This window comes from Pseudoduganella umbonata, from assembly GCF_014192225.1.
In the GTDB taxonomy this organism is placed as follows: domain Bacteria; phylum Pseudomonadota; class Gammaproteobacteria; order Burkholderiales; family Burkholderiaceae_D; genus Rugamonas; species Rugamonas umbonata.
In genome coordinates this window covers 1-26149 of sequence record NZ_JACHXS010000008.1, presented here as the reverse complement: position 1 = coordinate 26149, position 26149 = coordinate 1, and the positions used below count along the sequence as shown (strand labels likewise).

Genomic DNA, 26149 nt, shown 5'->3' with positions numbered 1-26149 from the left:
TAATTCCATGAACGACGCCCCTGCTATCGCCGATACGGTTGCCGGCCCGATTGCCGATCCCATTGCCGATCCCATTGCCGACGCGCTGCAGCTGATCGGCATGCCTGCCTGCGCATGCGACGGCAGCGGCATCGTCGTGGCATCGAACGCGGAACTCGAGGCATTGCTGGCGCGCGATCCACGCGGCCTGGCAATGGCGGACCTGTTCGCGCGGCACATGCGCGCCGACAGCGGCACGACCCTGGCGGCCGCGCTGGGCGGCAGCGACACCGTTGCGTGGGACAGTTGCGTGTCGGCCGCCGGTAGCCGGTACGTGGCCGTGCAGGTCACCGTCAAGCCGTTCCCCGCCACGTCGGCGCGGCGCGGCGGCACGATCCTGTTCCATGACATCGGCACCGTCCAGCGCGACCAGCGCGCACTGCGCAAGGCACTGCTGGAGCAGCGCGCGATCCTGGAGAACGCGGCCGTCGGCATCATCTTCAGCAAGCACGATCACGTCCACGAATGCAATATGCGCGCGGCGGAGATGTTCGGCTATGCGCGCGGCGAGATGGAAGGCAAGCCGAGCCGGATCCTGTACCCCGACGTGGCGCATTTCGACGCCTTGCGCGGCCAGTGGATGCCGGTGCTCGCCCAGGGCCGCTCGGTCACGCTGGAAACGCCGATGCGGCGCGGCGATGGCGCGCTGTTCTGGTGCCGCGCGCATGGCCGCGCGGTCGATCCGTCCGACGAGCAGGCCGGGATGGTCTGGATCGTCGAGGACATCAGCGAGCAGCGCGCCGCCAGCGAGGCCACCCGCAAAGTGCTGCTGGAGCAGAAGGCGATTCTCGACAACGCTTCGGTCGGCATCCTGTTCACGAAGGACCAGCGCATGCTGAGCTCTAATCCGCGCATCGCCGCGATGTTCGGCTACCTGCCGGACGAGATGACCGGCATGCATGCGGGAGCCGTGTTCCCGTCCGAGCAGGTGTACCGCGAGTTCGGCGGCGAGGCGGGCCCGGTGCTGGCCAGCGGCCGTCCGTTCGAGAAGAAGGAGTTCCAGTTCCAGCGCAAGGATGGCACGCTGTTCTGGTGCCGCGTGCGCGCCAAGGCCGTGGACCAGGAGCAGAACGATGGCGGCACGATCTGGATCCTGGAAGACGTGACGCAGTCACGGCAGGACCAGATGGAAACCGAGGCGCTGATGAACAACGCCTCGATCAGCATCCTGTTCACGCGCGAGCGCACGATCACCCGCCACAACCGCGGTTTTGCCGAGATGTTCGGCTATGACGCCGACGAGGCGATCGGCATGGCAGGGGAGGCGCTGTATCCGTCTCGGGCTGACTACGACGCGATCAGCGCGCAGGCCGGTCCGTTGCTTTCGGCCGCGCGGCCGTTCCAGACCGAGATCGAACTTCGGCGCAAGGATGGCAGCACGTTCTGGGCCCAGCTGATCGCCTACGTGGTGAATCCGGAGGCGCCGGCGCAGGGCACGATCTGGATCGCCGAGGACCGTACCGAGCACAAGGCTGTCGAGAAATCGCTGCGCCAGGCAGCCGATTCGGTGCGCCGCGCGCGCGACGAGCTGGAAATACGGGTGCTGGAGCGCACCGCCGAGCTGGCGGGCGCCAACGCCATGCTGCAGGGCGAGATCGTCGAGCGCCGGCAGGCCGAAGCGCGGGTGCACCACATGGCATACCACGACAGCCTGACCGGGCTGCCGAACCGTGCACTGCTGACCGACCGGATCGAGCGCGCCGTCCTCAATGCACAGCGCACCGAACGGTTACTGGCGGTCATGTTCCTCGACCTGGACCGCTTCAAGACGATCAACGATTCGCTGGGCCACGTGACGGGCGATGCGCTCCTGAAGGAAGTGGCGGGGCGCCTGTGCCGGGCGGTGCGGGCCAGCGACACGGTGGCGCGGCTGGGCGGTGACGAATTCGTGGTGCTCGCGCCGCACATCCGCGACAGCGACGAGGCCGCGCACGTGGCCGAGAAGATCATCGATGCGCTGGCGCAGCCGTTCCCGCTGGACGGGCACACGCTGCACATCACGCCGTCGATCGGCATCTGCGTGTGCCCGGACGATGGGCAGGACGTCGAAACGCTGATGCGCCATGCCGATGCGGCGATGTACCATGCCAAGGCGGCGGGCCGCAACACGTACCAGTTCTTCACGCAGAAGATGAATTCCGCCGCCTCGCATTTCGAGCTGGAAACCAGCCTGCGCAGTGCGCTGGCGCAGAGCCAGTTCGAACTGCACTTCCAGCCGATCATCGACATCGGCACGCGGCGCCTGCATTCGCTCGAAGTGCTGTTGCGCTGGCGTCGGCCGGGCAGCGGCCTGGTGGGGCCCGACAAGTTCATCCCGATCCTGGAGGAAAACGGCCTGATCGTGCCGGTCGGCGAATGGGTGATCCGCCGCGCGTGCGAGCAAAGCATGGAGTGGAAGCGGCAGGGCCTGCAGCCGGTGCCGCTGGCCGTGAACCTGTCGCCGCGCCAGTTCATGCACCGCGGCCTGGTGCCGGCGATCCGGCGCATTCTCGACGACACGGGCATCGATCCGGCATTGCTGGAATTCGAGATCACGGAAACCGCGCTGATGCAGCAAGGCGAGCAGACACTGGACATTCTCGGCCAGATCAATGCGATGGGCATCCGCCTGTCGATCGACGATTTCGGCACCGGCTACTCGAGCCTGGCCTACCTGAAACGCTTCCCCGTCAAGAAGATCAAGATCGACCGTGCGTTCATCAAGGACCTGGAAAGAAGCGCCGAGGACCGGGCCATCGTCGCCGCGATCATCGCACTGTCGGACAGCCTGCAACTGTCGGTGGTGGCCGAAGGCGTCGAAACGGAAGGGCATTACGCGCTGCTGCAAGAGCAGGGCTGCCAGTTCGCCCAGGGTTACCTGTTCTCGCCGCCGGTGCCGCGGGTCAATGCGGCGAACATGCTGGAACGCCTGGGCTGAAGTCAAGGCAGTGTGCTACGCCAGCGTGGCGATCACCGGCGTGTGGTCGGATGGCTGTTTCCATTTGCGCGGCGTGCGGTCGATGGTACAGCCGGTACAGCGCGCCGCCAGCGGGGCGGACAGCAGGACGTGGTCGATCCGCAAGCCCTGGTTCTTCTGGAAGCGCAACATCCGGTAATCCCACCAGCTGTACGTTTTTTCCGGTTGCGGGAACAGGCGGTACGAATCGGCCAGGCCGATATCGAGCAAGGCCTGGAATGCCGCACGTTCGCGCGGCGACACGTGCACTTCCCCTTCCCACGCGGCGGGATCGTGCACGTCGCGATCTTCCGGTGCCACGTTGTAGTCGCCCAGCACAGCAAGACCGGGATTGCGCGCCAGCTCGCCGGCCAGCCACTCGCGAAATGCCGCCATCCAGCCCAGCTTGTACAGATACTTGTCGGAGTCGACCGCCTGACCATTCGGCACATAAGCGCAAACGACGCGCATGCCAGCGATCGTCGCGGCAAGGATGCGCTGCTGTTCGTCCGGATACAACGGATTGTTGCGCACGATATCGGTCATCGGCAGGCGCGACAGGATCGCCACGCCGTTATAAGTCTTTTGCCCGGAAAACTCCACCTGGTAGCCTGCCGCTTCAATGGCGGCGACAGGAAATTTATCATCGGTAAGTTTCGTTTCTTGAATGCAGATAATGTCGACCGGATTCGCTTCCAGCCATTGCAGCAGGTGTGGCAGGCGGACATTCAGGGAATTGACGTTCCAGGTAGCCAGTTGCATAGTACTCCTTGTGGCGTTTCATTTCGGGCCGCATATTACCGCAATGAGTACTCCACGAGTTGCAAAAACCTAATACAATGTACGGAAGTTCAATTGCGCTGCGTCAGCAATTGGAAATAATAAGACTACTCTCAGACGCAACTTCGTTGCAAAATGCGACCACTTTGAAAATTTATTGCTGTTTTTGCCTCACAGTTATCAAAATAGTACTAAAATTCGGTTAGCGTCGTCTTAAAAGGGCAATATACTTCTTACTTGGCTGTTCATCATGAGCACCTCGCGCCCTGGCCTGCTGAAATATCTACAATGTGTGACACACAAAATTGCTTCACCTATTGTGTTGTCGTACATCAATAGATGGTACTATTGGGAAATGTTTGGTTTAAACATGCAAAGCATTTGTAAAGGAAGAAAATGCGATCTGCATTCGAAGCATGGGCTCAGAAGGACGGGCACATTGTCCGCCGCCGCGAAGACAAGCCAGAAGAATATCTGGTGTATGAAACGCAGCGCCGCTGGCTGATCTGGCAGGCAGCGCTGGAACACGGCAAAACTCCAGGCGGCCGGAAGTCCGCCAAGGAAGCCGTGGAAAAGGTCGGCAGCCGTACCGCGACCGCCACTGCAACGGCAACCGCAACACGTCCGCAAGTGATTGCTTCGGACGAGGCAGCCGTGCGCAACCAGGTGCTGAACGAAGTGCTGGATGCTTTCTCGGCACTGAAAAGCAGGGACAACACGGCAATGGACGACATCATGCATGTCATCCAGGGCTTGAAGCAGAAGCAACAGGCCGCCAAAAACGGCGACTGACCGCTCGATGCCGAACCGGCTAACGACGACGGCCGGCAAGGTGCTTGCGCACCTTGCCGGATCAGTCCCGGCCGGGTTGCGTCAATCCTTGCGCACGCACTTGCGTTCTTCGCTGCCTGCCACGCTGGCAGGGTTGCTGGCGGGTTGCGCCACGCTCACGGAATCGACCGAACAGTATGTGATGGTGCAAACCGTGCTGGACCACCAACAGGTGGCCGGTATCGGCTGTGTCCTGAGCAACGACACCGGCCGATGGTTTGTCACGTCCCCAGGCCGCGTTCGCATTCGAAAAAGCACGCAGCCGTTGACTGTCGATTGCCGCCTCGATGACGTGGTTGCCTATGACCAGATCGGCCCGAAGCAGAACAGTTCCCGCTGGGGAAATATCCTGCTCACCGCCGGCACTGGCCAGTTCGTCGATCGCCAGACCGGCGCGGGGTTCGACTATCCCGGCACGCTCACTGTATTGCTGAAGCGGGTCGCGCCGGCAAAGCCGCCAACCGTGCCGGCACCACCGCCTGCCGCGGCACCGCCGCCTCCGCCTTCGGCGCCACAGCCGCCGGGCGGTTCCGCTATTTATTGACTGTTTTCACGGGTTGCCTGCGAGCCCACGGGACCGCGGTCCCGTTGCGCGCCGTGGCGTCGAGAGTAAAGAATGGCGCTGCGCGGCAACCGGTCTGCCAATGTAAAAAACGCCGCCCGGCGCAAGCCCGGCGGCGTTTTTATTTAATGCAGGTCTTGCCGATTCAAGCCCTGACGATTCAGGCCCTATTGATCAGGAAGTTCGCCAGCAGCGGCACCGGCCGGCCGGTAGCGCCCTTGGCGGCGCCCGATTTCCACGCGGTGCCGGCAATGTCCAGGTGCGCCCACGGATACTTGCGGGTGAAGTTTTCGAGGAACGCTGCGGCGGTGCACGAACCGCCGCCCGGACTGCCGATATTGGCCAGGTCGGCAAAGTTCGACTTCAGCTGCTCGTTGTACTGCTCGCCGATCGGCAGGCGCCACACGGTATCGCCGGTGGCGCGGCCAGACGCGGCGATTTCCTCGGCCAGCGCGTTGTGCTCGTCGTCGTCGCGAGTAAACAGGCCGCTATGGTGGTGGCCCAGTGCCACGATGCAGGCGCCGGTCAGCGTGGCCACGTCGATCACGGCGGCGGGATTGAAGCGCTCGGCGTAGGTCAGCGCGTCGCACAGGATCAGGCGGCCTTCGGCATCCGTGTTCAGCACCTCGATGGTCAGGCCGTTCATCGACGTGACGATGTCGCCCGGCTTGGTGGCGCGGCCCGATGGCATGTTTTCGCACGCCGGCACGATGCCGATCACGTTCAGCTTGAGGCCCATTTCGCCGATCGCGCGGAAGGTGCCCAGCACCGAAGCCGCACCACCCATGTCGTATTTCATTTCATCCATGCCGGGGCCGGGCTTGATCGAGATGCCGCCTGTATCGAACGTGATGCCCTTGCCAACCAGCACCACCGGCGCATCCTTCGGCTTGCCGCCCATGTGTTTCAGGACGATGAACTTCGGCGGCTGCTCGCTGCCATTCGTCACCGACAGGAAGCTGCCCATCTTCAGCGCTTCGAGCTGCTTGCGCTCCAGCACTTCCACGTTGAACTTGTATTCCTTGCCCAGGCTCTTCGCGGTCTCGGCAAGGTAGGTCGGGGTGCAGACATTGGCCGACAGGTTGGCCAGGTCCTTCGTCAGCTGCATGCCGTTGGCCACGGCGATCGCCTGCGCCAGCGCCAGCTTGGTGCCGGCATTGTTCGGTACGGCCAGGGCGATCTTCTTCACGCCGGCGGGGGCCGGATCCTTCTTCGACTTCTGCGCATCGGTGCGGTAGATGCTGTCGCGCGCGGACACCACCACTGCGCGGATCGCCCAGTTCACGTCGCGCTCCTTCAGTTCGGCCAGCGGCAATGCGATAAAGGCGTCCGCCGCGCCCAGCGTGGCAAACACCTTCAGTGCTGCCTGCACGCCGCTCGTGAAGGCTTTTTCGGTCACGCCGTCAGCATTGCCCAGGCCGACCAGCAGCACGCGCTCGGCGGCCACGCCATCCAGGCCACGCAGCAGCAGGGTGGAGCCGGGCTTGCCGGTGATGTCGCCTGACTTCAGTGCCTGCGTAATGGCGCCGGCGCCATCGAGCGCCTGGGCCGCCTGCGAGAGCTTCCTGTTTTCGAATACGGCCACGGCGACGCAGCCGGTCTTGGCCGATGCGATGGTGTTCTTGTTGTCGAATGCTTTTATGCTAAAGTCCATTTTTGTTCTCCGTAGGTGCGCCGATGTTCGTCGGAATGTCGCCGAATGTTCTTCGAGAGTTCTTCGAGTGTTCGCTGAATGTTCGTCGAATGTTCGTCGAATGTTCGTCGAGTGTTCGTTGAGTGTTCGTTGAATGTTCGTCTCATGGACGAACACCAAAGCGCGGTAGCTTAACCCAGTTACGTGATCCGGTGAATCGAGCCGGCTGCATCAGCCGCTCGATTGAGCCGGTCACATGACCTTACTAATCGAATTATAAGCTTCGAATGATTTTCCAACGCGCCCTGAGGCGTGAGCTGCTCAGCTCCGCCGGGGCTACCTTCACGATCCTGTTCACCATCATCCTGACGTGGACCCTGATCAGGATCCTCGGCCAGGCCGCCGGCGGCAAGGTCGCATCGGGCGATGTCATCGCGCTGATCGCATTCACTTCGCTGAACTATCTTCCCCTGATCCTGGCCCTGACCAGTTTCATCGCCGTGCTGATGGTGGTGACCCGCAGCTACCGCGACTCCGAAATGGTGGTGTGGTTCGCTTCCGGCCAGAGCCTGACGGCGTGGATCCGCCCCGTGCTGACATTCGGCTTTCCGATCATCGTGGCTACCGCGGCGCTGGCATTCTATGCGGGGCCGTGGGCCAAGCAGCAGTATGCGGAGTACGTGGAGCGCTTTGCCAAGCGCGAAGACCTGCAGAAGGTCTCGCCCGGGCAGTTCAAGGAATCGGGATCCAGCAACCGCATCTTCTTCGTCGAAGGCACGTCCGGCCAGACGGCTTCGGTGCAGAACGTGTTCGTCAACCAGATCGATGAGCGCGGCACCTCCGTCATCGTGGCCAAGGAAGGCGTCATCGAGACGGGCGACAACGGCCAGCGCTATCTGGTGTTGAAGAACGGCCGCCGCTACCAGGGCGAGCCGGGCCAGGCGGATTTCCAGACGATGGAATTCGACAGCTACAAGATGCGCGTGGCGCAGCAGGCAACCAAGCTCGAAGCGATCCAGAAGGTGAACGCGATCCCGACGGCCACGCTGGTCAAGATTCCGACCAACCAGGCGCGTGCCGAACTGCTGTGGCGCATCTCCGCACCGATCACCTGCCTGGTGCTGATGCTGCTGGCGATCCCGCTGGGCTTCGTCAATCCCCGCGCCGGCAGTTCGACGAACCTGATCATCGCGATCCTGATCTTCTTCACGTACTACAACCTGACCGAACTGTTCAGGAAGGGCGTCGAGCAGGGCAGGTTCAGCTTCATGATGGGCTGGTGGCCGCTGCACGTGGCGGCGCTGCTGACGGTCGTCGCGCTGTTCCTGTGGCGCCTGAACGTGAACAGCCGCTGGCATCCACGCGCGCTGTTCTCGTCGCACAAGCGCGGCAAGGTGGCGCCATGAGTGTCCTGCAACGCTATTTCACCGTCTCCATCACGAAAGCGGTCGTGATGGTGCTGCTGGCCTTCCTCGGACTGACGGCCTTCATGGACCTGACCAACGAGCTGTCGTCGGTGGGCCGCAACGGGTATTCATTGAAGGATGCGCTGCTGTTCGTACTGGTGATGGTTCCGCAGCACGTGTACGAAGTGATGCCGGTCGCCGCGCTGATCGGCACGATCTACACGATGGCGCAGTTCGCGTCGTCGTCCGAATTCACGATCATGCGCGCCGCCGGCATGTCGACGCGGATGGCGGGCTGGATGCTGTTCAAGACCGGCATCCTGTTCGTCGTCGTCACCTTCATCTTCGGCGAACTGATCGCTCCGCGCACGGCGCTGATGGCCGAGCGGCTGCACCTGACGGGGCGGGGAACGACGGTGTCGTCCGAATTCCGTTCCGGCTTGTGGACGAAGGACATCGTCAAGAGCGAAGGCCTGACCGGCAGCGTGCAGGGGTCGCGCTTCTTCAACGTGCGCCAGGTGCGTCCGGACAGCAGCCTGGTGGACGTCAAGCTCTACGAATTCGACAACAGCTATCGCCTGCGCACGCTGACGGTGGCGAAAAGCGGCACCTACCAGGGCAACAATGTGTGGCGCCTGCAGGATGTGACGGAGAACCATTTCACCAATCCGGGATTGCTGAAGGGCGAGGCCACGCCGCAGAACAATTTCGCGCAGGAGACCAGCGCGATCGAAACCCGGCGGCATGCGACGAAGGAACTCGTTTCCGAAATCACGCCGAAGATCCTGTCCGTCGCTGCATCCGATCCGGAACGCATGTCGGCCAACGAGCTGGCCGTATATACCCGCCACCTGCAGGAAAACCGCCAGCAGACCGAGCGCTTCAAGATCGCATTCTGGAAGAAGCTGATCGATCCGCTGGCGATCTTCGTGCTGATGGCGCTGGCACTGCCGTTCGGTTACCTGCACACGCGCAGCGGCGGCGTGAGCCTGAAGATTTTCATGGGCATCATGATCGGCGTGAGCTTCCTGCTCGTGAATACGCTGTTCTCGCACGTGGGCGCACTGTCCACGTTGCCTGCGTACCTGATCGCAGTGATGCCGAGCCTGATTTTCCTTGCGCTCGCGGTGGGGGCGCTTTACTGGGTGGAGAGACATTAGTGGAACAGCAAAAGAAACGTGCATTGATCCTGTTTGCCCACGGCGCCCGCGCCGCCGGGTGGGCAGCGCCATTCGAGCGACTGCGCGGCCTGGTGGCCGCGCGCGAGCCGGATGTGGATGTGTCGCTGGCTTTCCTCGAACTGATGACGCCGCGGTTGCCGGAGCGGGCCGCCGAGCTGGTGGCGCAAGGTGTCACCGACTTGACGGTGGTGCCGGTATTCCTGGGGCAGGGCGGCCACGTGCTGCGTGATTTGCCGCTGATGATCGACCAGGTGCGCGCCGACCATCCGCAACTGACGGTGCGCGTTGCCGAGGCGGCAGGCGAGAATGCCGCCGTGCTGCAGGCGATTGCCGATTACTGCAGCGGATCGGTGCCTTGACGCCCGTTGACATCGGTCCCTTCGCGATTGCCCAGCCGGTCGTCGCCCGCGGCGATATCGCGGCCAACGTCGCGCGCCACCTGGTGCTGGTGGAAGCGGCGGCACGCCAGGGCGCGCGCCTGGTATTGTTTCCCGAACTGGCGCTGACCGGCTACGAGCCTTCGCTGGCGGCGGCGCTGGCTCTGGATGCCGGGGCTCCCGCGCTCGAGCCGCTGCGCGAGGCCGCTGTGCGGCTCGGTATCGCGGTCGTTACAGGTGCGCCGTGGAAAACGGCCGGCCTGCCGCGTATCGCCGCGCTGTCGTTCCTTCCGGACGGCACGCTGCAGGTGTACACGAAGCAGTATCTGCATGCGGGCGAGGAAGCCGCCTTTGCCGCGGGCGACGGCGGTGCAGGCCTGCGGCTGGGCGGCGCATCTGTTGCGCTGGCCGTCTGCGCCGACATCGCGCATGGCGACCACGCGGCCGCGGCGGCCCATTGCGGGGCCGACCTGTATGCCGCCAGCATGCTGGTGTCCGAAAATGGCTATGAGACCGACGCAGGCCTGCTGCGCGGTTACGCCCGCGAACACCGCATGCCGGTCGCGATGGCGAACCATGGCGGCCCGACCGGTGGCTGGGCCTGCGCCGGGCGCAGCGCGCTGTGGGATGAGAATGGCAATATCGTCATCGCCGCCGGCGGTGCCGGCGAATGCCTGCTGCTGGCGCGGCGCGATCGCGATGGCTGGCACGGCAAGGCCATCGATCCGGCCACCTGACATTTACTCCGTGGGCGGGGGCAGCGATACCTGGTGTTCGCCGATGAGGCGGCCGATCGCGTCCGGATCGGCCAGATTCCTCTCCGCCAATGCCCGCAACTCCTCCGATTCGATGCCGGCCAGCCCGGTCACGCGTAACGCCGCAGCCTCGGCATGGCGCCCCAGGCCATGCAGGATCGCGCTGCGCAGCCGCAGATCGTTCGTGTAACCCGTCAACATTGCCGCCAGGTGTGGCGCTCTTGAGCCGGCTGGCAGCAAGGGTGACCACTGCGCGGTGGCATTCAGTTCGCCCAGTCGCGCCAGAGGATCCGGCAGGTAATGCCCGGCCAGTGCATAGTCGCCCTGTTCGACAATCGCGGGCAGGGCCCGGGACGAACACCGTGCTGCCACCTCGGGCGTTGCACGCAGCAGGTGGAGAAAGACTTCGTAGGTGGAGCGGGAATCGGCAAGCGTGTCGTTGAACCAGGCGATATCCCAGAACCGCGAATGCCGGCTGCCGTCGAATTCGACCTGGGCGCTGTCCGCGTCGCCCTGCTGCAATCGGTGTACATGCTCGTCGCGCAATGCCTCCAGTGCCGCGCGGGCGGGCGGGTGGACCTCGATCAACCGGCCCCATTCGAACATCACGCGGAACGGCAGGGGCGGCAGTCCCGGGTTCTCGCGGCGCAGGTCATCGGCGATGCCCTGGAGCACGCGCAGGGCTTCGGCGTAATCGCCGGCATCGCGCGCCGCAATGGCCTGCCTGACCGGCTCCATCAGTGTTCCGTCACGTTGGCGCGCGCGTGCGCCACCATGGCCTGGATCGTCGCACCCGGGGTTTCGAACTCGCGCTCCACGGCGTCGCGCAGCGCATCGGATTTCAGCTCGTCCAGCGCGGCGCGCGACACCCGTTCCGCCACGTCCTCCTCGTCCTGGCGCCGGAGAACTTCCACCACGAGCCTTACTTCCTTCGTGTAGTTCAGCACGAAAGACAGCAGGGCAGGGGCGGACGACGTGCCCGCGGTCTTCACCAGCTCTGCCGTGTAGGCGTTCAGGTTGGCCGCCAGCGCCTGCACGCGCTTGGCCGGGTCGCCCAGGTAGCGGCGCGCCAGTGTGAAGTCCTCCGCGGCAACTAGGGCCGGCAGCGCGAAATCGGCACATTGCCGAGCCAGTTCCGGCATCTGGATATCCATCCGCACGAACAGGTCGTGCGTGGCCCGTTCCTCGCCCAGTGCGCTGTTGATGGCGACGATGTCGCGGAACAGCTCGCGCGTCTGGCCGCCATCGAGCATGCGCGCCGTGTCGCGATCGCGCAGGCCTTGCAGGGCGCGGCGCGCCAGCGGGAATTGCTCGGCCAGGTAGATCCAGTCGCGCAGTGCGAACGACAGGCGCACGCCGGCCAGGCCCGGCTCGACGGCCAGCGCATTCTCGTGGAACCACAGGTGGTCGCGCAACGCATCCTCGTACCGGCCCTCCAGCCGCGCCGTACGCGCCCGCTCCAGTACGTCGTGTGCTTGTCCCATGCTGCCCCCGCGAAATTGAAAGGCGATATTCTAGCAGCGCTGTATCTGCCCTGTATCCGCCCGCTGGACTAGAGATGTTTGTTGCGCTTGAGCCAGAGCGGCAGCAGCCACCAAACCGAGGCAACGATCAAGCCGATCGCCCCGGCCACGCCGAGGCCGACGCGATTGCCGAATACTTCGGAAACGACGAGGTTCGTGCCCAGCACGAGGGCGATGCCGAGGGCAACCGAGCCGGCGACGATCTGCCGCGTCGCATAACGCTTGAAGCGTTCGCGATTCATCAGTGGACGCATCACACGGTGCTGTACCGCGGGTCCCGACAGCAGGATCAGGCTGGAAAGCGCAAAGAACAGCGTTGCGAGGAAGACATATTTTTCCGACTTCACGATGTGCTGGAAACCGCCGTTGAAAGGCAGGATGATCAGGAACGCGGCCAGCGTCTGCGCACCGGGCAGCACGATGCGCATTTCGCTCAGCATGTCGGAGAAGTCGCCGTCCTCGGGGAGGTCGGCATCGGTATTGTGTGCGGGATCGGCTTTCATGACGTTTCATTATAGGCATCGCTGCGCGACAGTGGCGCCACCTTCGATTGCAGTACGGAACCGTCCGTGTCAATATTGCCGATCCGCCATACCACGGGCATCCACCATGCATTCCATTGCAAGCCGACCCCGAATCCTCGTTGCCGCATTGGCGCTTGCACTGGCGTTCGCAGCGCTTCGATTAGTGGGAACGCAAGGTCCCGCCAGCTTGAGGCCCTTGTTGCCAGCCTGCTTCCTGCTGATGGCCGCGACACCCTGGCTGCTGCTCGATGCGGCGGGGCGGCGGCGTATCGGCCTGGTGCGCAGTGCCGCAGGATGCTGGTATGGCTGGGCGTTGGCGGGCGGCATGCTGGCCGCGCTGCTGTGCTTTGCCGTTGGCCTGGCACTGTTCGGCATTGGCCACGGAAACTGGTACGTAACCATCGGCCGCAGCTATGCGGGCATGATGGACACCAGCGCCTTTTCGCCGCTGATGCTGCACCTCGTGTTTACGTTGCCGGCGCTGGTTTTCAGCCCGGTCGGCGAAGAGATTTTCTTTCGCGGCGTGCTGCAGGATGCGCTCGAGCAGAGGATGAGCGCCCACAAGGCCACGGCGCTGGAGTGCGCGCTGTTCGCGGTCGTGCACCTGTGTCATCACGGCGTCGTGCGTACCGCGACGGGGTTGGAGTGGATGCCGCTCTCGGCAACGTTATGGATGCTGCTGATGTTCTGCACCGCGTGGCTGTTTGCCACGCTGCGCCGGCGCAGCGGCTCGCTTTATCCGGCCATTGCAGCGCATATGGCCTTCAACGGCGTCATGAACGGGGCGATTTTCGGCGTGCTCTGGCCGGTACCGGTGTAACCGGCCAGGTGAGAAGCACGGTAAGAAGCACGGTGAAAAGCACGGTGGAGGGGGCGCGGATCAGGCGCCCTGCAGCGGCCGCGCTTCCATCGCCTCGCCCAGCATCACGAGCACGGGACCATGGGGCGTGTCGAGACCGTGCGCCAGTTTCGCCAGCGTGATGCGCTCGATGCGCTGGTCGTGGCGGCTCACATTCTCCAGCACGAGCACCGGCGTTTCCGGCCGGCGGCCCTGCAGCAGCAGGCGCTGCGCCGTGGCGATGGCCTCTCGGCCGCCCATGTACTGCACCAGGGTGTCGGTGGAAGGAATGCCGGACAGGTCGTCCTCCCCAGGGGCGGTGCTCGACGTGAAAAAGGCCACGCTTCGGGCGATGCCACGCTTCGTCAGCGGCTGCTTGGCCGCCGCCGCCGCCGCAACGGCTGTGGTGATGCCGGGTACTACTTCGACCTCGATGCCTTCCGCTTCCAGCGCCGTCAATTCCTCGTCGGCGCGGCCGAACAGCATCGGATCGCCGCCTTTCAGGCGCACCACGCGCTGGTACTTGCGGGCGCACTCGACCAGCTGGCTGTTGATGAAGTCCTGCGCCGCCGAGCGCTGCCCGGCGCGCTTGCCGACCGAGATCAGGTCGGCCTGCGGGCACAGCGCCAGCATCTCGGGCGTGACCAGTGCGTCGTACAGCACCACTTCCGCTTCGGCAAGCAGGCGTGCACCGCGTACCGTGATCAGGTCCGCGGCGCCGGGACCGGCGCCCACCAAATAAACTTTTCCGACTGCTGGCAAAGCGGACTCCCGTGCTGGCGTTTGTGAAAATTACTGGACCGGCTGGTCGCCGAGGCGCGAATCAAAGCCGCGAATCAAGGCCGCGAATCAAGGCCGCGATCCAAAGCTGTGAATCAGAGCTGAGAATCAGAGCCTGATCATGCCGGCCGCCACGGTCTGGTGCGTGACTTCATCGATCAGGATGAAGGCGCCCGTCGCGCGGATGTCGGCATAGGCATCGGCGGCCAGCGGCTGCTGGACGGTCAGGCCGATACGGGCCACGTCGTTCAGCTTCAGCGCTTCGGCATCGTGACGCTGCTGCGTGTTGATGTCAAGGATCGAGTCGATCTTCGTGATCTTGGCGGCGGTCTGCTTGGTGCCGTGCTTCAGCCAGTATTTGCGGCGCAGGTCGAGCGGCTCTTCGGACAGCCAGCACACGTCCGCGCTGACCTGCTTGAGCAGCGTGGCCGGCTGTTCGGCGGAGGCCAGCACGTCGCCCCGGGATACGTCCACGTATTCGTTCAGCACGATGGTCACCGACTGGCCGGCGGTCGCCGACTGGAGCGCGCCGTCGAACGTGACGATTTCCTTGACCGTCGCGGTATGGCCGGAAGGCTGTACCACCAGCCTGTCGCCGACGGACACTTTACCGGCTTCGATGCGGCCCATGTAGCCGCGGAAGTCGTTGGCTTCGTGGCCGTTGTGGCGCGCCACCAGCTGTACCGGGAAGCGGAACGGCGAGGCGTGCGATTCGTCGTAGACCGACAGCGACTCGAGCAGCTCGATCAGGGTCGGGCCTTCGTACCAGGCCATGTTGGCGCTCTTCTCGACCACGTTGTCGCCGGTCAGGGCGGACAGAGGGATCGGCGTGATGTCCTTCAGGCCCAGCGTCTGCGCGAATTCGCCGTACGCCTTGACGATGCGGTCATAGACGTCCTGGTCGTAGTTCACCAGGTCCATCTTGTTGACGGCCACAACCACGTGCTCGATCTGCAGCAGGTGCGCGATCGTCGAGTGGCGCTTGGTCTGGATCAGCAGATCGACGCCGCCATCTTCGCGCAGCTTCACTTTCGACACGTCGATCAGGATGATCACGGCGTCGGCCGTGGACGCGCCGGTGACCATGTTACGGGTGTACTGCTCGTGGCCCGGCGTGTCGGCGATGATGAACTTGCGCTTCGGCGTGGCGAAGTAGCGGTAGGCCACGTCGATCGTGATGCCTTGCTCGCGTTCCGCTTCCAGGCCATCCGTCAGCAGCGACAGGTCGATCGTGTCGCCGACGGTACGCTTGTGCTTGGCGCGCGACACGGCGGCCAGCTGGTCGGCAAAGATGCCCTTGCTGTCGAACAGCAGGCGGCCGATCAGCGTGCTCTTGCCGTCGTCGACGGAACCGGCGGTGATGAAGCGCAGCAGGGATGATTGGGACAGTTTTTCGTTCATGGCGTTCATCAGAAGTATCCGGCTTTCTTGCGTTTTTCCATCGAGGCTTCGGAGGTCTGGTCGTCCATCCGCGTCGCGCCCCGTTCGGTGACCTGGGTAACAGCCGTCTCGGCGATGATCGCATCGACATCCGCCGCATCGGAGGAGACCGGGCAGGTGCACGAAATATCGCCCACGGTGCGGAAGCGCACCACCTGGGTCTCGACCGTTTCGCCTTCGCGCGGCGGCGTGATGTCCGTCAGCGGCACCAGCAGGCCGTTGCGCGGGATGACCTGGCGTTCGTGTGCGAAGTAGATCGACGGCAGCGCCAGTTTTTCGCGGGCGATGTACTGCCACACGTCCAGTTCCGTCCAGTTCGAGATCGGGAACACGCGCATGTTTTCGCCCGGATGCACGCGGGTGTTATACAGGTCCCACAGTTCCGGACGCTGCGCCTTCGGATCCCACTGGCCGAATTCGTCGCGGAACGAGAAGATGCGTTCCTTGGCGCGGGCCTTTTCCTCGTCGCGGCGGGCGCCGCCGATGCAGGCGTCGAAGCCGTGTTCGGCGATCGTTTCCAGCAGGGTGACGGCTTGCGCGGCATTGCGCGAGTCCGTTGCCGGATTACGCAGGCGCACGGTGCCCTTGCGGATCGACTCTTCGACGGAACCCACGATCAGGCGCTCGCCCAGTTCGGCCACGCGGCGGTCGCGGAACTCGATCACTTCCGGGAAGTTATGGCCGGTATCGACGTGCACCAGCGGGAACGGGAATTTGCCGGGACGGAAAGCCTTTTCGGCCAGGCGCAGCAGGACGACCGAATCTTTGCCGCCCGAGAACAGCAGGGCCGGATTGGAGCATTCCGCCGCCACTTCGCGCAGGATGTGGATTGCTTCCGATTCGAGGGCATCCAGGTGACGCGCGTTCACGTCCTCCAGCCCGGTAATCTGATTTTCTGCCAGTGCGTTCATTTGTTTTCTCTTGTTGTGGCCCGCTTTACGCCGCCACGGATTTGATTCGAATGAGCTTGCCGTCGACGACGTGCAGCCCGCATTCCTTCGATTCGGGATTTTCCCACCACCAGCGGCCGGCGCGGACATCCTCGCCGGGCTGGATCGCGCGAGTGCACGGTTCGCAGCCGATCGACGGGAAGCCCTGCTCGTGCAGCGCGTTGGTCGGCACATCGTTGGCGCGCAGGTATTCCCACACGTCTTCCTCGGACCAGTCGGCCAGCGGGTTGAACTTGTCCATCAGGTGCCCGGGATCGTCCTCGTGGACCTGCAGCGTGGTGCGGGTGTTCGACTGCGCGCGGCGCTGGCCCGTGATCCAGGCCTTGTTGCCGGCCAGCGCACGGCCGAGCGGCTCCACCTTGCGGATGCGGCAGCATTCCTTGCGCATGTCCACGCTGTCGTAGAAAGCGTTCAGGCCGTTCTGCGCCACGTACTGGTCGACCGCGTCCTGCTGCGGGCGATACAGCGCGATCTCGTAGCCGTAGTGGTCCTTCACCCGGTCCAGCATCGCCAGCGTTTCCTTGTGCAGGCGGCCCGTCTCCAGCGAGAAGATGCCGATCGGCAGTTTCGCTTTGAGGATCAGGTCGGTCAGCACCATGTCCTCGGCGGCGAGGCTGGAGGCGAACACGGCTGGCGTGTACTCGCGTGCGATCAGCTCCAGGGTCTGCCTGGTGGACGCAACGAGAGAATCGAGCTTGCTCATGTGATTTCCCCAGCCTTTCAGATGCCGGAGCCGATGTCTTTGTGCTCGCGCACGCCTGCCACGCGGGGATGGCGGCGGAACAGCGGCAGCCTGTCATCGACCGAAGCCTGGTACGTTTCCGAAAACACGGTCAGGCCTTTCAGCGCATCCTCGATGCTGCGGTCCGGGCGCGGTGCATACGCGTCGAAGCCGGTGCGCTTCATCTGGAACAGCTGGTCGCGCAGCACGTCGCCGATGGCGCGCAGCTCGCCCTGGTAGCCCAGGCGCATGCGCAGGTTGTAGGCGATCGAGTAGCCGCGGCCGTCGGTGAACTTCGGGAAGTTCACGGCGATCACGCCGAACTTGTCCAGTTCGCCCTTCAGTTCTTCGGGCCGTTCGTCGGACTGCAGCCACACGCCGATGTCGGGGCGGGCAGCCAGCGCATCCTTTTGCGCCTGCCATACTTTCAGCGGCACGATGACCTTGCCTTCGGCGACTTCCACGGTGGCGGCTTCCTGGCCTTCCTCGAGGCGCAAGACGGTCCAGTCGTCATTGACGATCTGTTGACCCTTGATGATTTTTTGATCAGGCATACTCGTCTTCTCCTACCAGGCGGCCCGGTTCGTTGATTGGCGTGGCATAAACATGTTCCTTGAACGGGGCGATCCCCAGGCGCTGCACGGTGTCGACGAATTTCTCGTCCGGCGTGCGTTCGCGCAGGTAGACCTGCAGCAGGCGGTCGATCACTTCCGGCATCTGGTGCGCGGAGAACGACGGGCCGATGATCTTGCCGATGGCCGTCGCGTTACCCTGCGCGCCGCCGATCGACACCTGATACCATTCGCTGCCATCCTTGTCGACGCCCAGCACGCCGATATTGCCGACGTGGTGGTGACCGCAGGCGTTGATGCAGCCGCTGATGTTCAGTTCGATGTCGCCGATATCGTGCAGGAAATCGAGGTGGTCGAAGCGTTCCGCGATGGCAGCCGAGATCGGGATCGATTTCGCGTTCGCCAGCGAGCAGAAGTCGCCGCCCGGGCAGCAGATGATGTCCGTCAGCAGTCCGATGTTCGGCGTGGCCAGGCCATGCGCCTTGATCTCTTGCCACAGGTCGAACAGCTGCGCCTGCTTGACGTCCGCCAGCACGATGTTCTGCTCGTGCGTCACGCGCAGTTCGCCGAAGCTGTAGCGGTCGGCCAGGTCGGCCATGAAGTCCATCTGTTCCGCGGTGGCGTCGCCCGGCGGCACGCCGGTCTTCTTCAGCGACAGGATCACGGCGGCATAGCCCGGCTGCTTGTGGGCCTTCACATTGCGGTTCAGCCAGTTGGCGAAGGCCTTGTTGTCTTCGTGCCCGGCACGCGGGTCGATGGCCGGCAGCGCTTCATAAGGATGCGGCTGGAAGTAGGCGATCACGCGCTCCATTTCTTCCAGCGTCAGCGTTTCCTCGGTGCCCTTCAGGTCCGTCCATTCCTCTTCGACCTGGCGCGTGAATTCCTCGGCGCCGATGGCCTTCAGCAGGATCTTGATGCGCGCCTTGTACTTGTTGTCGCGGCGGCCGTACTGGTTATACACGCGCATGATCGCTTCCGTGTACGTCAGCAGGTGTTCGCGCGGCAGGAACTCGCGGATCGTGGTGCCGATGATCGGGGTGCGGCCCATGCCGCCGCCGACCATCACCTTGAAGCCGATCTCGCCGGCCTCGTTCTTCACCACCGTCAGGCCGATGTCGTGGATCGCGATCGCGGCGCGGTCTTCCAGGGCGCCGTTGATTGCCACCTTGAACTTGCGGGGCAGGGCGATGAACTCCGGATGGAAGGTCGACCACTGGCGCAGCACTTCCGCATAAGGGCGCGGATCGATGATCTCGTCGGCGGCCACGCCGGCCAGCTCGTCCGAGGTCACGTTGCGGATGCAGTTGCCGGAGGTCTGGATCGCGTGCATCTCGACGGAAGCCAGGTCGGCCAGGATGTCCGGCGTGTGTTCCAGCTCGATCCAGTTGAACTGGATGTTCTGGCGCGTGGTGAAGTGGCCATAGCCGCGGTCGTACTTGCGGGCAATATGGGCGAACATGCGCATTTGCGCGGAGGACAGCAGGCCATAGGGCACGGCGATCCGCAGCATGTAGGCATGGCGCTGCATGTACAGGCCGTTCTGCAGGCGCAGCGGCAGGAATTCTTCTTCGGTCAACTCACCGGACAGCCGGCGCTGCACTTGGTCGCGGTACTGCGCGATGCGCTCCCGCACGATGAGATGGTCGTATTGATCGTATTGGTACATAGCGTTCCTATAATCGCAAAAGCGAGAGCTTACCGGCAGGGCTTGCCAGCGGGGCTCTACCGGCAGGTTGTCCCCAAGGTAGGCCGTATCGTAATAAACTCACGCTTTATTCCAAACTACTTAGTCTTTATTTGCTTATATGCGTGGGCGGTATAAGCTTCAGCGTAAAATAGCGGACTTACCGCCAGGAACTACATGAATCTTCATCAACTTCGTTTCGTACGGGAAGCCGTCCGCCAGAACTACAACCTGACCGATGCCGCCAAGGCGCTGTTTACATCGCAGCCGGGCGTGTCGAAGGCCATCATCGAGCTGGAGGAGGAACTGGGGGTGGATATCTTCACCCGCCATGGCAAGCGTATCCGCGGGTTGACGGAACCAGGCCGGCTGGTGCTGGAGTCGGTCGAACTGATCATGCAGGAGATCGACAGCCTGAAACGCATCGGCAAGGAGTATGCCGCACAGGACAGCGGCAGCTTCACGATTGCCACCACCCATACGCAGGCGCGCTACACGCTGCCGAAGGTGGTGCAGGCCTTTATGGTGAAGTTTCCAAAGGTAAGGTTGTCGCTTTTGCAAGGTAATCCGCGTCAGATCGCCGAAATGGTCCAGCGCGACCAGGCGGACCTGGCGATTGCCACCGAATCGATCGCCGGTGTCGATAACCTGATCACGCTGCCGTGCTATCAATGGGAACACGTGGTCGTGGTGCCGCCCGAACATCCATTGCTTAAAGGTAAGTCCGTCACGCTGGAAGACATCGCTACCTATCCGATCATCACTTATGACAGCGCATTTGCCGGCCGCAGCAAGATCGACCATGCTTTCTCGCTGCGCGGCCTGAAGCCGGACGTGCTGCTGGAAGCGATCGACGCCGACGTGATCAAGACCTACGTGGAACTGGGCATGGGTATCGGTATCATTGCCGGCATGGCATTCGATGCCGAGCGGGACCGCAACCTGCGCGCGATTTCGGTCGGGCATCTGTTCGGCATGAACGTCTCGCGCGTGGCGGTGAAGCAGGGCGCTTATCTGCGCTCTTATATTTATACGTTCATCGAGCTGCTCGCGCCCACGCTGAACCGCAAGCTGGTGGAGCAGGCGATGCGCGGCGAGCAGGAAAACTACGAATTATGAATCATGAAACTTTACAGCGGTTTTACGCGTTGAACGCGGCCGCCATCGAAAACGTCTATGACAAGCCGGAGCGCCAGGCCGACCTGGCCGTGCTGCGCCAGAAACTGCCGGAGCTGCTGCGCGGCCACAAGGTGCTGGAAATCGCCTGCGGTACCGGCTACTGGACACGGCTGATCGGCGCAAGCGCCGCGTCGGTCCATGCCATCGACGTCAATGAGGAAGCGCTGGCGCTGGCCCGCGCGCGGCAGCCGGCCAATGACGAAGGCGGTAACGTCACCTTCGCGCAGGCCGATGCGTTCGACCTGCCGGCGGCGATCGGCGAATACACCGCCGTCTTCGCCGGCTTCTGGTGGTCGCATGTAAAACGCGAAGAACAGGAGCGTTTCCTGGCGCAATTGCGCGCGAAGCTGGGCAAGGATGTGCTGCTGGTGCTGCTCGATAACGTCTATGTCGACGGCAGCAGCACCGTCATCGCCCGCACGGACCTGGAGGGAAATACTTACCAGTTCCGCACGCTGCCGTCCGGAGAGCGCCTGGAGATCGTCAAGAACTTCCCGACCGACAGCTACCTGCGCAAGAAACTGGCGGCGGCAGTCAAGGAAATCCGCATCGAACGCTGGCAATATTATTGGCTGCTGACGGCACGCCTGAAGTAAACGCAATGGCTGTTGTGTTTTGGTAACAAGTTATTGATGTCATATTGTTGAAGTATTTGGAAGGCATGATACGCCGCGTCAGACCCCCAGCGGTCTCACAGTCCGACCAACTCAACAAGAGAACATCAAAGTGAAAAAACTTACCCTGGCCGCACTCATCGCCGGCAGCTTCGCAGCCACTGCTTCCGCCCAGTCGAACGTGACCATCTACGGTATCGTGGATGCGGGTATCGTTCGCGAGACCGGCGGCGCGGCCGGCGACGTCACCAAGGTGACGAGCGGCATCGGCAGCCAGTCGCGTATCGGCTTCCGCGGCACCGAAGACCTGGGCAATGGCCTGTCCGCGATCTTCACGCTGGAATCGGGCTACAAGGTGGACGATGGCACGATCGACAGCTCGGGCACGCTGTTCAACCGCCAGGCCTTCGTCGGCCTGTCCAGCAAGACGCTGGGTACGCTGACCCTGGGTCGCCAGTACAACCCGCTGTACAACGCACTGTCGAAGGTTGCCGATCCGTTCGGCGCCGGCTACGCAGGCAGCGCCAAGAACCTGTTCCCGGCCGGTGGCGTGAACACCCGCGTGTCGAACGCGATCGTGTACACCACTCCGAAATGGTCCGGTTTCTCGATCGAAGGTATGTACGCACTGGGCGAACAGGCCGGCGACAGCGAAGCTGGCCGCCTGTTCTCGGTGGGCTTCAACTACTCGCAGGGCCCGCTGAACGCGAGCCTGGTGTACAACAACCGCAATAACGATGTTGCTGCTTCCGGCACCACCCCGGCTGCCAGCCGCGAGGACGGCAAGAATACGCTGCTGGCCGTCAACTACGACTTCAAGGTCGTCAAGGTGTTTGCCGCTTTCGAGCGCGACAAGGGCCTGAACAGCTCGCCGATTCCGGTTGCCAACGCGTTCGGCTACGCCGTGGCGCCGCGCGCTTCGACCGAAGCCGACGACGCGCTGCTGGGCGTGCAGGTGCCGGTGGGCGCCGGCACGATCATCGCATCGTGGATGAACAAGAACGACAAGACTGTCAGCAACCAGGATGCGCGCCAGTGGGCCGTGGGCTACACGCACGCGCTGTCGAAGCGCACCAGCGCTTATGTCGCCTATGCAAAGATCGACAACAAGAACGGCGCCGGCTATACCGTGGGTAACAACAACGAAGTGGGCAGCGGCGATACCGGCTTCAACCTGGGTATCCGTCACACGTTCTGATGCTGGACGCCTGACCGCATGACCGAAAAACGCCCGGCACCAGCCGGGCGTTTTTTATTCTGCGGCCGGTCGGTTGATGGCGAGGCAGCCGATCCATGCGGTTCGGGTTCGCAGTCGCGGCGAAGCCATGCTCACTCCGGCAACGGCAGGTGGATCTCGATTTTCGTGCCGCGGCAGCTGCCGGAGATCGAGATGTCGCCACGGATCGCCCAGACCCGCTCGCGCATGCCGAGCAGGCCGAACGACGACGGCTTCTCCATATCGGCCTGGGCGATGCCGCGGCCATCGTCCTCGATCGTCAGGAACAGCGTGGCCCTCTGCCGCCGCAGCGTAATGCGCACGCGCCGGGCCTGTGCATGGCGCGCAATGTTGGTCAGCGATTCCTGCACGATCCGGAAGATCGCGGTGCTGTAGCGGTCGTTCAGCACCAGCTCGTCTTCACGGCCGACAAGCTCGCAGGCCACGCCATGCCGCTCTTCGAATTCGTGCCGCAGCGACTGCAGCGCGAAGTACAGCCCCCCTTCATCGAGTGCGTGCGGTCGCAGGTTGCTGGCGATGCGCCGCAGCGACGTGATCGCCGACAGCAGGCGCCCATCCATGCCGGCCAGCAGTTCGCGCGTGGCCTCGTCGGCAACCGGCTGGCGCATCAGCAGGCTCATATCCACGCGCAGCGTGGCCAGCAACTGGCCCAGGTCGTCGTGCAGCTCGCGCGCGATATGGGCGCGCTCTTCTTCGCGGATGTTTTCCAGCGCATAGTCGGTGGCGCGCCGCCCGGCCATGCGTGCGCGGGCATCGGCCTCGCGCTGCTCGGCGATCGTGGCCGGCCGTGCATCGAGACGGCAGGCAATGCGCGCGGCAATGAGCAACGCGGCCACCAGTAATGGTCGTGGCATGGACATCGGTTCTCCCTTCGGCTGATGGCGGACAGCCGCTCGAAGACCCTATTACAGCTGGGCTTGGAAGGATTGATGTGGCGCAATCGCACCGGCGGATCTACATTTGCTTGAACAGGTGCAGGAAGCTGCGGCTGACTTCCAGCTTCTCCGGCCGGCCCTTGACCATTACCAGGTGGCGGCCGCGAATGTCGCGCGTCACGCCTTCGATTGCATTCACGTTCACCAGCGTGGCACGGTGGATCTGCCAGAACAGCGATGGGTCGAGCTCGTCGGCCAGGTCGCGCACCGGTTTGCGGATCAGTGCTTCGAACTTGTCGGTCTGCACGCACGTGTATTTTTCATCCGACCGGAAGAACAGGATTTCTTCGACCGGGATCATGCGCAGGTCCTGGCCAATGCTGGCCTGTATCCATTGCAGGAACTTCGGCTTGGGGGCTGCGATCTTTTCCGCCAGTTGCGACAGCATGGCGCTCACGCTGGCATTGACGTCGCCTGCCGGCTTGTTGAGTCTTTCCTTCAGGCGCTCCACGGTGATCTTCAGCCGTTCCTGCTCGGGCGGCTTGAGCACGTAATCGACGGCACCGCGCTCGAAGGCTTCCACCGCATACGCATCGTAGGCCGTCACGAACACGACGTGGCTTTTGTTGCCGATGATCGCGGCTGCTTCCATGCCTGTCTTGCCGGGCATGCGGATGTCGAGAAAGATGAAGTCCGGCTTCAGCTCGTCGACGAGTTCGATCGCTTCGTCGCCGTTCTTCGCTTCGCCCACGATTTCCAGTTCCGGCCACACCTGGCCCAGGCGCATGCGCAGCTGGTCGCGCATCAAACGTTCGTCGTCGGCTAAAATCGCGGTAGGCATAATTGGCAGAAGTAAGGGGCAGTGGGTGCCAATTATTCAATGAATCGGTGTACCGCGCAATGGCTCTCTGAGTGCCGCGTGTCGCGGCTTATTTGCGCGCTCCTTCGGACAGCTGGTAGGGCACCTCGATCGTGGCGATCACGCCGCTTGGCTGGTTCGGCTCGATGCGCAGCTGGCCGGCATCGCCATGCAGCAGCTTGAGGCGCTCGCGGATCGTCATCAGGCCCAGGCCGGTGCCGTCGCTGGGCTTGGCACCGAAGCCGAGGCCGTTATCGGCAACGATCACGCGCAGCTTGCTGTGCGCCACATCCGCGCGCACCGTCAGCGTGCCGCCTTCGGGCTTGCCTTCCAGGCCATGCTTGATGGCGTTCTCCACCATCGATTGCAGCATCATCGGCGGGAATGCCGCGCTGCGCAGGCCGTCGGGGATGTCGAAGTCGATCGTCAGCCGTTCTTCCATGCGCATTTTCAGCAGCGCGAGGTAGGCCAGCACCATGTCCGCTTCACGGCCGAGGTTGGTGATCAGCGTGTTGTCGCGCATCTGCGGCAGCACGGCGCGCAAGTACTTGATCAGGCTGCGCTGCATCGCGGAGGCCCGCGGCGGATCGGTCTCGATCAGGTGCTCAACCGAGGCAAGCGTGTTGAACAGGAAGTGCGGCTCGACCTGGGCCTGCATCATCTGCATCTTGGCTTCGGACAGCTGGCGCTGCATGGCGGCGCGCTCGGCGGCGGCGTTGGCGGTCTGTGTTTCAGCTTCCGCCTTTTTCTTCCCGCCCATCAGTGCCTTCATGCCGAACAGTGTCAGCACGAGCAGGAAGATGAAGCTCTGGAACCACGTCGATGCCTGTTCGTGGTAACGCGACACTTTTTCTTCTGCTGCGTTGTCGACCGCTTCCTCAAGCGCGTTCGACAGTTCTTCGCCGATCTGCGGCGGCAGTTCGATGTGCACTTCTTCGCCCGGTAGTGCGGTAATGACAGGGGTTGACCGGGCTTTTGCGACGGGTGGGACGGGGGCGACGGGGGCGACGGGTGCTACACCGCCGGCTTCAGGTGCTTCAGGTGCTTCAGGTGCTTCAGGGGCTGCTGGCGCCTCGGCGGCTTCAGGGGCTCCAGGTGCTCCAGGTGCTCCCGCAACTCCTTCGGCACCCGCGGCTCCCTCGGCTCCCGCACTTTCAGGGGCGTCAGGGACGTCGGCCGGCGCCGGATTGCGCAGCTTCCCTCCGCGGGGGTTGAAGTGGATGCCACTGTCATCGATGACGATGCTCGTATCGCTGCCGGCACTCGGCCGCTTGTGCGAGCGAATGACCACATCTTCATCCACATTGGGCGAGAACAGCTCATCCTGAAGGATCGACGCTGCGATCAGCGCCAGTGCGGCAAACAGGAAGAACTTCCACCAGGACAATTGGGTGACCCAGGTGGCGGTCCGGTCGAACCCCGTGTGCAGCGAGGCCAGGAGGGTCTTCAGGAGCTCTTGTGTTTTCGGCGTGGGGAACATCGAAGGCTTCCGTTCTCTATATAGGGCAGCAAGTGTAGATAACGTTACGCAAAACTGTCCACTGGCGCGAGGGGCGTGCGACAGTCTGCGCAATCGCAGGGCTGGAACGAAAACGGGGCGGATGGCCGGCGGCGCAAAAAAAGCACTTGCGCGACTGCTGATGGGCCGTTATAGTTCTGTCCCTCACAGCAACGCAGCTGTCACGAAAGTGAAACAAGCAAGTTGATGTGAGGCAGAAGTGGGGTTGACGGTTCGTAAGAAACACCCGATAATCTCGCTTCTCTGCTGCTGACAAACACAACGATTTGTCGACAACGCGGCACCGCTGAAAAGCGAAGAATTCTTTAACAATCAACAGTCGATAAGTGTGGGCG

General features: G+C 63.3%; 25 protein-coding genes. 11 read left to right on the top strand and 14 right to left on the bottom strand.

All coding sequences use genetic code 11. The annotated features are described in order from the left end of the window. The first annotated feature begins 7 nt into the window (after nt 1–7). On the top strand, nt 8–2956 hold the full coding sequence (locus FHS02_RS19750) for a sensor domain-containing protein (RefSeq protein ID WP_137316687.1): 2949 nt from the start codon (nt 8–10) through the stop codon (nt 2954–2956). Between the two features lie 15 nt (nt 2957–2971). Here the strand turns inward: FHS02_RS19750 and FHS02_RS19745 are convergent, their stop codons facing one another. Beyond that, nucleotides 2972–3736: an exodeoxyribonuclease III gene (locus tag FHS02_RS19745; RefSeq protein ID WP_137316688.1), complete on the bottom strand. Its 765-nt coding sequence runs from the start codon at nt 3734–3736 to the stop codon at nt 2972–2974. Between the two features lie 414 nt (nt 3737–4150). Here FHS02_RS19745 and FHS02_RS19740 point away from each other — a divergent pair, with 414 nt between their 5' ends. Both FHS02_RS19740 and FHS02_RS19735 read left to right on the top strand, forming a co-directional pair. After that, nucleotides 4151–4546, top strand: a complete 396-nt coding sequence (locus tag FHS02_RS19740) for a phiTE_015 family protein (protein WP_137316689.1) — start codon at nt 4151–4153, stop codon at nt 4544–4546. 7 nt (nt 4547–4553) lie between these two features. After that, complete coding sequence (locus FHS02_RS19735; protein ID WP_175424931.1) at nt 4554–5129, top strand: hypothetical protein; 576 nt, start codon at nt 4554–4556, stop codon at nt 5127–5129. A 178-nt stretch (nt 5130–5307) separates the two neighbouring features. On the opposite strand, the gene FHS02_RS19730 is transcribed toward FHS02_RS19735, so the two are convergent. Beyond that, nucleotides 5308–6801, bottom strand: coding sequence for a leucyl aminopeptidase (locus FHS02_RS19730; RefSeq protein ID WP_137316690.1), 1494 nt, complete (start codon nt 6799–6801; stop codon nt 5308–5310). Nucleotides 6802–7067: 266 nt separating this feature from the next. Between FHS02_RS19730 and lptF the strand changes: the two genes are divergently transcribed. From lptF to FHS02_RS19710, 4 genes are read left to right on the top strand one after another with little or no spacing between them, the layout of a single operon-like run. Beyond that, the gene (gene lptF, locus FHS02_RS19725; protein ID WP_137316691.1) at nt 7068–8186 is read left to right on the top strand and encodes an LPS export ABC transporter permease LptF; all 1119 of its coding nucleotides are present in this window, start codon (nt 7068–7070) and stop codon (nt 8184–8186) included. Next, complete coding sequence (gene lptG, locus FHS02_RS19720) at nt 8183–9346, top strand: LPS export ABC transporter permease LptG (protein ID WP_137316692.1); 1164 nt, start codon at nt 8183–8185, stop codon at nt 9344–9346. Before lptF ends, lptG begins: the two co-directional genes overlap by 4 nt. After that, the gene (locus FHS02_RS19715; RefSeq protein WP_229422407.1) at nt 9346–9726 is read left to right on the top strand and encodes a sirohydrochlorin chelatase; all 381 of its coding nucleotides are present in this window, start codon (nt 9346–9348) and stop codon (nt 9724–9726) included. The genes lptG and FHS02_RS19715 overlap by 1 nt, the downstream gene beginning before the upstream one ends. Beyond that, nucleotides 9723–10481 carry a carbon-nitrogen hydrolase family protein gene (locus tag FHS02_RS19710; protein WP_221403909.1) on the top strand — a complete coding sequence of 253 codons (759 nt, stop codon included), beginning with the start codon at nt 9723–9725 and terminating at the stop codon, nt 10479–10481. Before FHS02_RS19715 ends, FHS02_RS19710 begins: the two co-directional genes overlap by 4 nt. A gap of 3 nt (nt 10482–10484) precedes the next feature. Here FHS02_RS19710 and FHS02_RS19705 read toward each other — a convergent pair whose 3' ends face one another. From FHS02_RS19705 to FHS02_RS19695, 3 genes are all read right to left on the bottom strand, one after another. Next, nucleotides 10485–11237 (bottom strand): hypothetical protein, encoded by a 753-nt coding sequence (locus tag FHS02_RS19705; RefSeq protein ID WP_137316693.1) that lies wholly within the window; start codon nt 11235–11237, stop codon nt 10485–10487. Beyond that, on the bottom strand, nt 11237–11983 hold the full coding sequence (locus FHS02_RS19700; RefSeq protein ID WP_137316694.1) for a hypothetical protein: 747 nt from the start codon (nt 11981–11983) through the stop codon (nt 11237–11239). Before FHS02_RS19700 ends, FHS02_RS19705 begins: the two co-directional genes overlap by 1 nt. A 68-nt stretch (nt 11984–12051) precedes the next feature. Continuing rightward, complete coding sequence (locus tag FHS02_RS19695; RefSeq protein ID WP_137316695.1) at nt 12052–12525, bottom strand: DUF6328 family protein; 474 nt, start codon at nt 12523–12525, stop codon at nt 12052–12054. Between the two features lie 106 nt (nt 12526–12631). On the opposite strand from FHS02_RS19695, the gene FHS02_RS19690 reads away from it, so the two are divergent. Then, nucleotides 12632–13366, top strand: coding sequence for a CPBP family intramembrane glutamic endopeptidase (locus FHS02_RS19690; protein WP_175424932.1), 735 nt, complete (start codon nt 12632–12634; stop codon nt 13364–13366). Nucleotides 13367–13426: 60 nt separating this feature from the next. On the opposite strand, the gene cobA is transcribed toward FHS02_RS19690, so the two are convergent. The 6 genes from cobA to FHS02_RS19660 form a co-directional block, all read right to left on the bottom strand. Next, nucleotides 13427–14146 carry a uroporphyrinogen-III C-methyltransferase gene (gene cobA / locus FHS02_RS19685; RefSeq protein ID WP_137316697.1) on the bottom strand — a complete coding sequence of 240 codons (720 nt, stop codon included), beginning with the start codon at nt 14144–14146 and terminating at the stop codon, nt 13427–13429. Nucleotides 14147–14272: 126 nt separating this feature from the next. Continuing rightward, nucleotides 14273–15574 (bottom strand): sulfate adenylyltransferase subunit 1, encoded by a 1302-nt coding sequence (locus FHS02_RS19680; protein ID WP_137316698.1) that lies wholly within the window; start codon nt 15572–15574, stop codon nt 14273–14275. After that, nucleotides 15574–16515: a sulfate adenylyltransferase subunit CysD gene (gene cysD / locus FHS02_RS19675; RefSeq protein ID WP_137316699.1), complete on the bottom strand. Its 942-nt coding sequence runs from the start codon at nt 16513–16515 to the stop codon at nt 15574–15576. Before cysD ends, FHS02_RS19680 begins: the two co-directional genes overlap by 1 nt. A 25-nt stretch (nt 16516–16540) precedes the next feature. Further along, complete coding sequence (locus tag FHS02_RS19670) at nt 16541–17257, bottom strand: phosphoadenylyl-sulfate reductase (protein WP_137316700.1); 717 nt, start codon at nt 17255–17257, stop codon at nt 16541–16543. Between the two features lie 17 nt (nt 17258–17274). Continuing rightward, the gene (locus tag FHS02_RS19665; protein ID WP_137316701.1) at nt 17275–17829 is read right to left on the bottom strand and encodes a DUF934 domain-containing protein; all 555 of its coding nucleotides are present in this window, start codon (nt 17827–17829) and stop codon (nt 17275–17277) included. Then, complete coding sequence (locus FHS02_RS19660; protein ID WP_137316702.1) at nt 17822–19513, bottom strand: nitrite/sulfite reductase; 1692 nt, start codon at nt 19511–19513, stop codon at nt 17822–17824. The genes FHS02_RS19665 and FHS02_RS19660 overlap by 8 nt, the downstream gene beginning before the upstream one ends. A gap of 195 nt (nt 19514–19708) precedes the next feature. On the opposite strand from FHS02_RS19660, the gene FHS02_RS19655 reads away from it, so the two are divergent. The 3 genes from FHS02_RS19655 (at nt 19709) to FHS02_RS19645 (ending at nt 22522) form a co-directional block, all read left to right on the top strand. Beyond that, nucleotides 19709–20650, top strand: a complete 942-nt coding sequence (locus tag FHS02_RS19655) for a CysB family HTH-type transcriptional regulator (protein ID WP_137316703.1) — start codon at nt 19709–19711, stop codon at nt 20648–20650. After that, nucleotides 20647–21306, top strand: coding sequence for a class I SAM-dependent methyltransferase (locus tag FHS02_RS19650; protein WP_137316704.1), 660 nt, complete (start codon nt 20647–20649; stop codon nt 21304–21306). Before FHS02_RS19655 ends, FHS02_RS19650 begins: the two co-directional genes overlap by 4 nt. 130 nt (nt 21307–21436) lie before the next feature. After that, the gene (locus FHS02_RS19645; protein ID WP_137316705.1) at nt 21437–22522 is read left to right on the top strand and encodes a porin; all 1086 of its coding nucleotides are present in this window, start codon (nt 21437–21439) and stop codon (nt 22520–22522) included. Between the two features lie 131 nt (nt 22523–22653). Here FHS02_RS19645 and FHS02_RS19640 read toward each other — a convergent pair whose 3' ends face one another. The 3 genes from FHS02_RS19640 to FHS02_RS19630 form a co-directional block, all read right to left on the bottom strand. Further along, on the bottom strand, nt 22654–23415 hold the full coding sequence (locus FHS02_RS19640; RefSeq protein WP_307722179.1) for a sensor histidine kinase: 762 nt from the start codon (nt 23413–23415) through the stop codon (nt 22654–22656). Between the two features lie 100 nt (nt 23416–23515). Further along, on the bottom strand, nt 23516–24277 hold the full coding sequence (locus tag FHS02_RS19635; protein WP_137316707.1) for a LytR/AlgR family response regulator transcription factor: 762 nt from the start codon (nt 24275–24277) through the stop codon (nt 23516–23518). A gap of 88 nt (nt 24278–24365) precedes the next feature. Beyond that, complete coding sequence (locus FHS02_RS19630; RefSeq protein WP_137316708.1) at nt 24366–25775, bottom strand: sensor histidine kinase; 1410 nt, start codon at nt 25773–25775, stop codon at nt 24366–24368. Nucleotides 25776–26149 lie beyond the last annotated feature (374 nt).

Bases quoted from the DNA above. Each gene is read 5' to 3' on its own strand.
- FHS02_RS19640 (WP_307722179.1), bottom strand. From the start codon at position 23,415: ATGCCACGACCATTACTGGTGGCCGCGTTGCTCATTGCCGCGCGCATT.
- FHS02_RS19635 (WP_137316707.1), bottom strand. From the start codon at position 24,277: ATGCCTACCGCGATTTTAGCCGACGACGAACGTTTGATGCGCGACCAG.
- FHS02_RS19735 (WP_175424931.1), top strand. From the start codon at position 4,554: ATGCCGAACCGGCTAACGACGACGGCCGGCAAGGTGCTTGCGCACCTT.
- FHS02_RS19690 (WP_175424932.1), top strand. From the start codon at position 12,632: ATGCATTCCATTGCAAGCCGACCCCGAATCCTCGTTGCCGCATTGGCG.
- FHS02_RS19745 (WP_137316688.1), bottom strand. From the start codon at position 3,736: ATGCAACTGGCTACCTGGAACGTCAATTCCCTGAATGTCCGCCTGCCA.
- FHS02_RS19670 (WP_137316700.1), bottom strand. From the start codon at position 17,257: ATGAGCAAGCTCGATTCTCTCGTTGCGTCCACCAGGCAGACCCTGGAG.
- FHS02_RS19740 (WP_137316689.1), top strand. From the start codon at position 4,151: ATGCGATCTGCATTCGAAGCATGGGCTCAGAAGGACGGGCACATTGTC.
- lptF (WP_137316691.1), top strand. From the start codon at position 7,068: ATGATTTTCCAACGCGCCCTGAGGCGTGAGCTGCTCAGCTCCGCCGGG.
- FHS02_RS19630 (WP_137316708.1), bottom strand. From the start codon at position 25,775: ATGTTCCCCACGCCGAAAACACAAGAGCTCCTGAAGACCCTCCTGGCC.
- FHS02_RS19680 (WP_137316698.1), bottom strand. From the start codon at position 15,574: ATGAACGCCATGAACGAAAAACTGTCCCAATCATCCCTGCTGCGCTTC.
- lptG (WP_137316692.1), top strand. From the start codon at position 8,183: ATGAGTGTCCTGCAACGCTATTTCACCGTCTCCATCACGAAAGCGGTC.
- FHS02_RS19660 (WP_137316702.1), bottom strand. From the start codon at position 19,513: ATGTACCAATACGATCAATACGACCATCTCATCGTGCGGGAGCGCATC.
- FHS02_RS19700 (WP_137316694.1), bottom strand. From the start codon at position 11,983: ATGGGACAAGCACACGACGTACTGGAGCGGGCGCGTACGGCGCGGCTG.
- FHS02_RS19665 (WP_137316701.1), bottom strand. From the start codon at position 17,829: ATGCCTGATCAAAAAATCATCAAGGGTCAACAGATCGTCAATGACGAC.
- FHS02_RS19705 (WP_137316693.1), bottom strand. From the start codon at position 11,237: ATGGAGCCGGTCAGGCAGGCCATTGCGGCGCGCGATGCCGGCGATTAC.
- cysD (WP_137316699.1), bottom strand. From the start codon at position 16,515: ATGAACGCACTGGCAGAAAATCAGATTACCGGGCTGGAGGACGTGAAC.
- FHS02_RS19730 (WP_137316690.1), bottom strand. From the start codon at position 6,801: ATGGACTTTAGCATAAAAGCATTCGACAACAAGAACACCATCGCATCG.
- FHS02_RS19655 (WP_137316703.1), top strand. From the start codon at position 19,709: ATGAATCTTCATCAACTTCGTTTCGTACGGGAAGCCGTCCGCCAGAAC.
- FHS02_RS19650 (WP_137316704.1), top strand. From the start codon at position 20,647: ATGAATCATGAAACTTTACAGCGGTTTTACGCGTTGAACGCGGCCGCC.
- FHS02_RS19750 (WP_137316687.1), top strand. From the start codon at position 8: ATGAACGACGCCCCTGCTATCGCCGATACGGTTGCCGGCCCGATTGCC.
- FHS02_RS19695 (WP_137316695.1), bottom strand. From the start codon at position 12,525: ATGAAAGCCGATCCCGCACACAATACCGATGCCGACCTCCCCGAGGAC.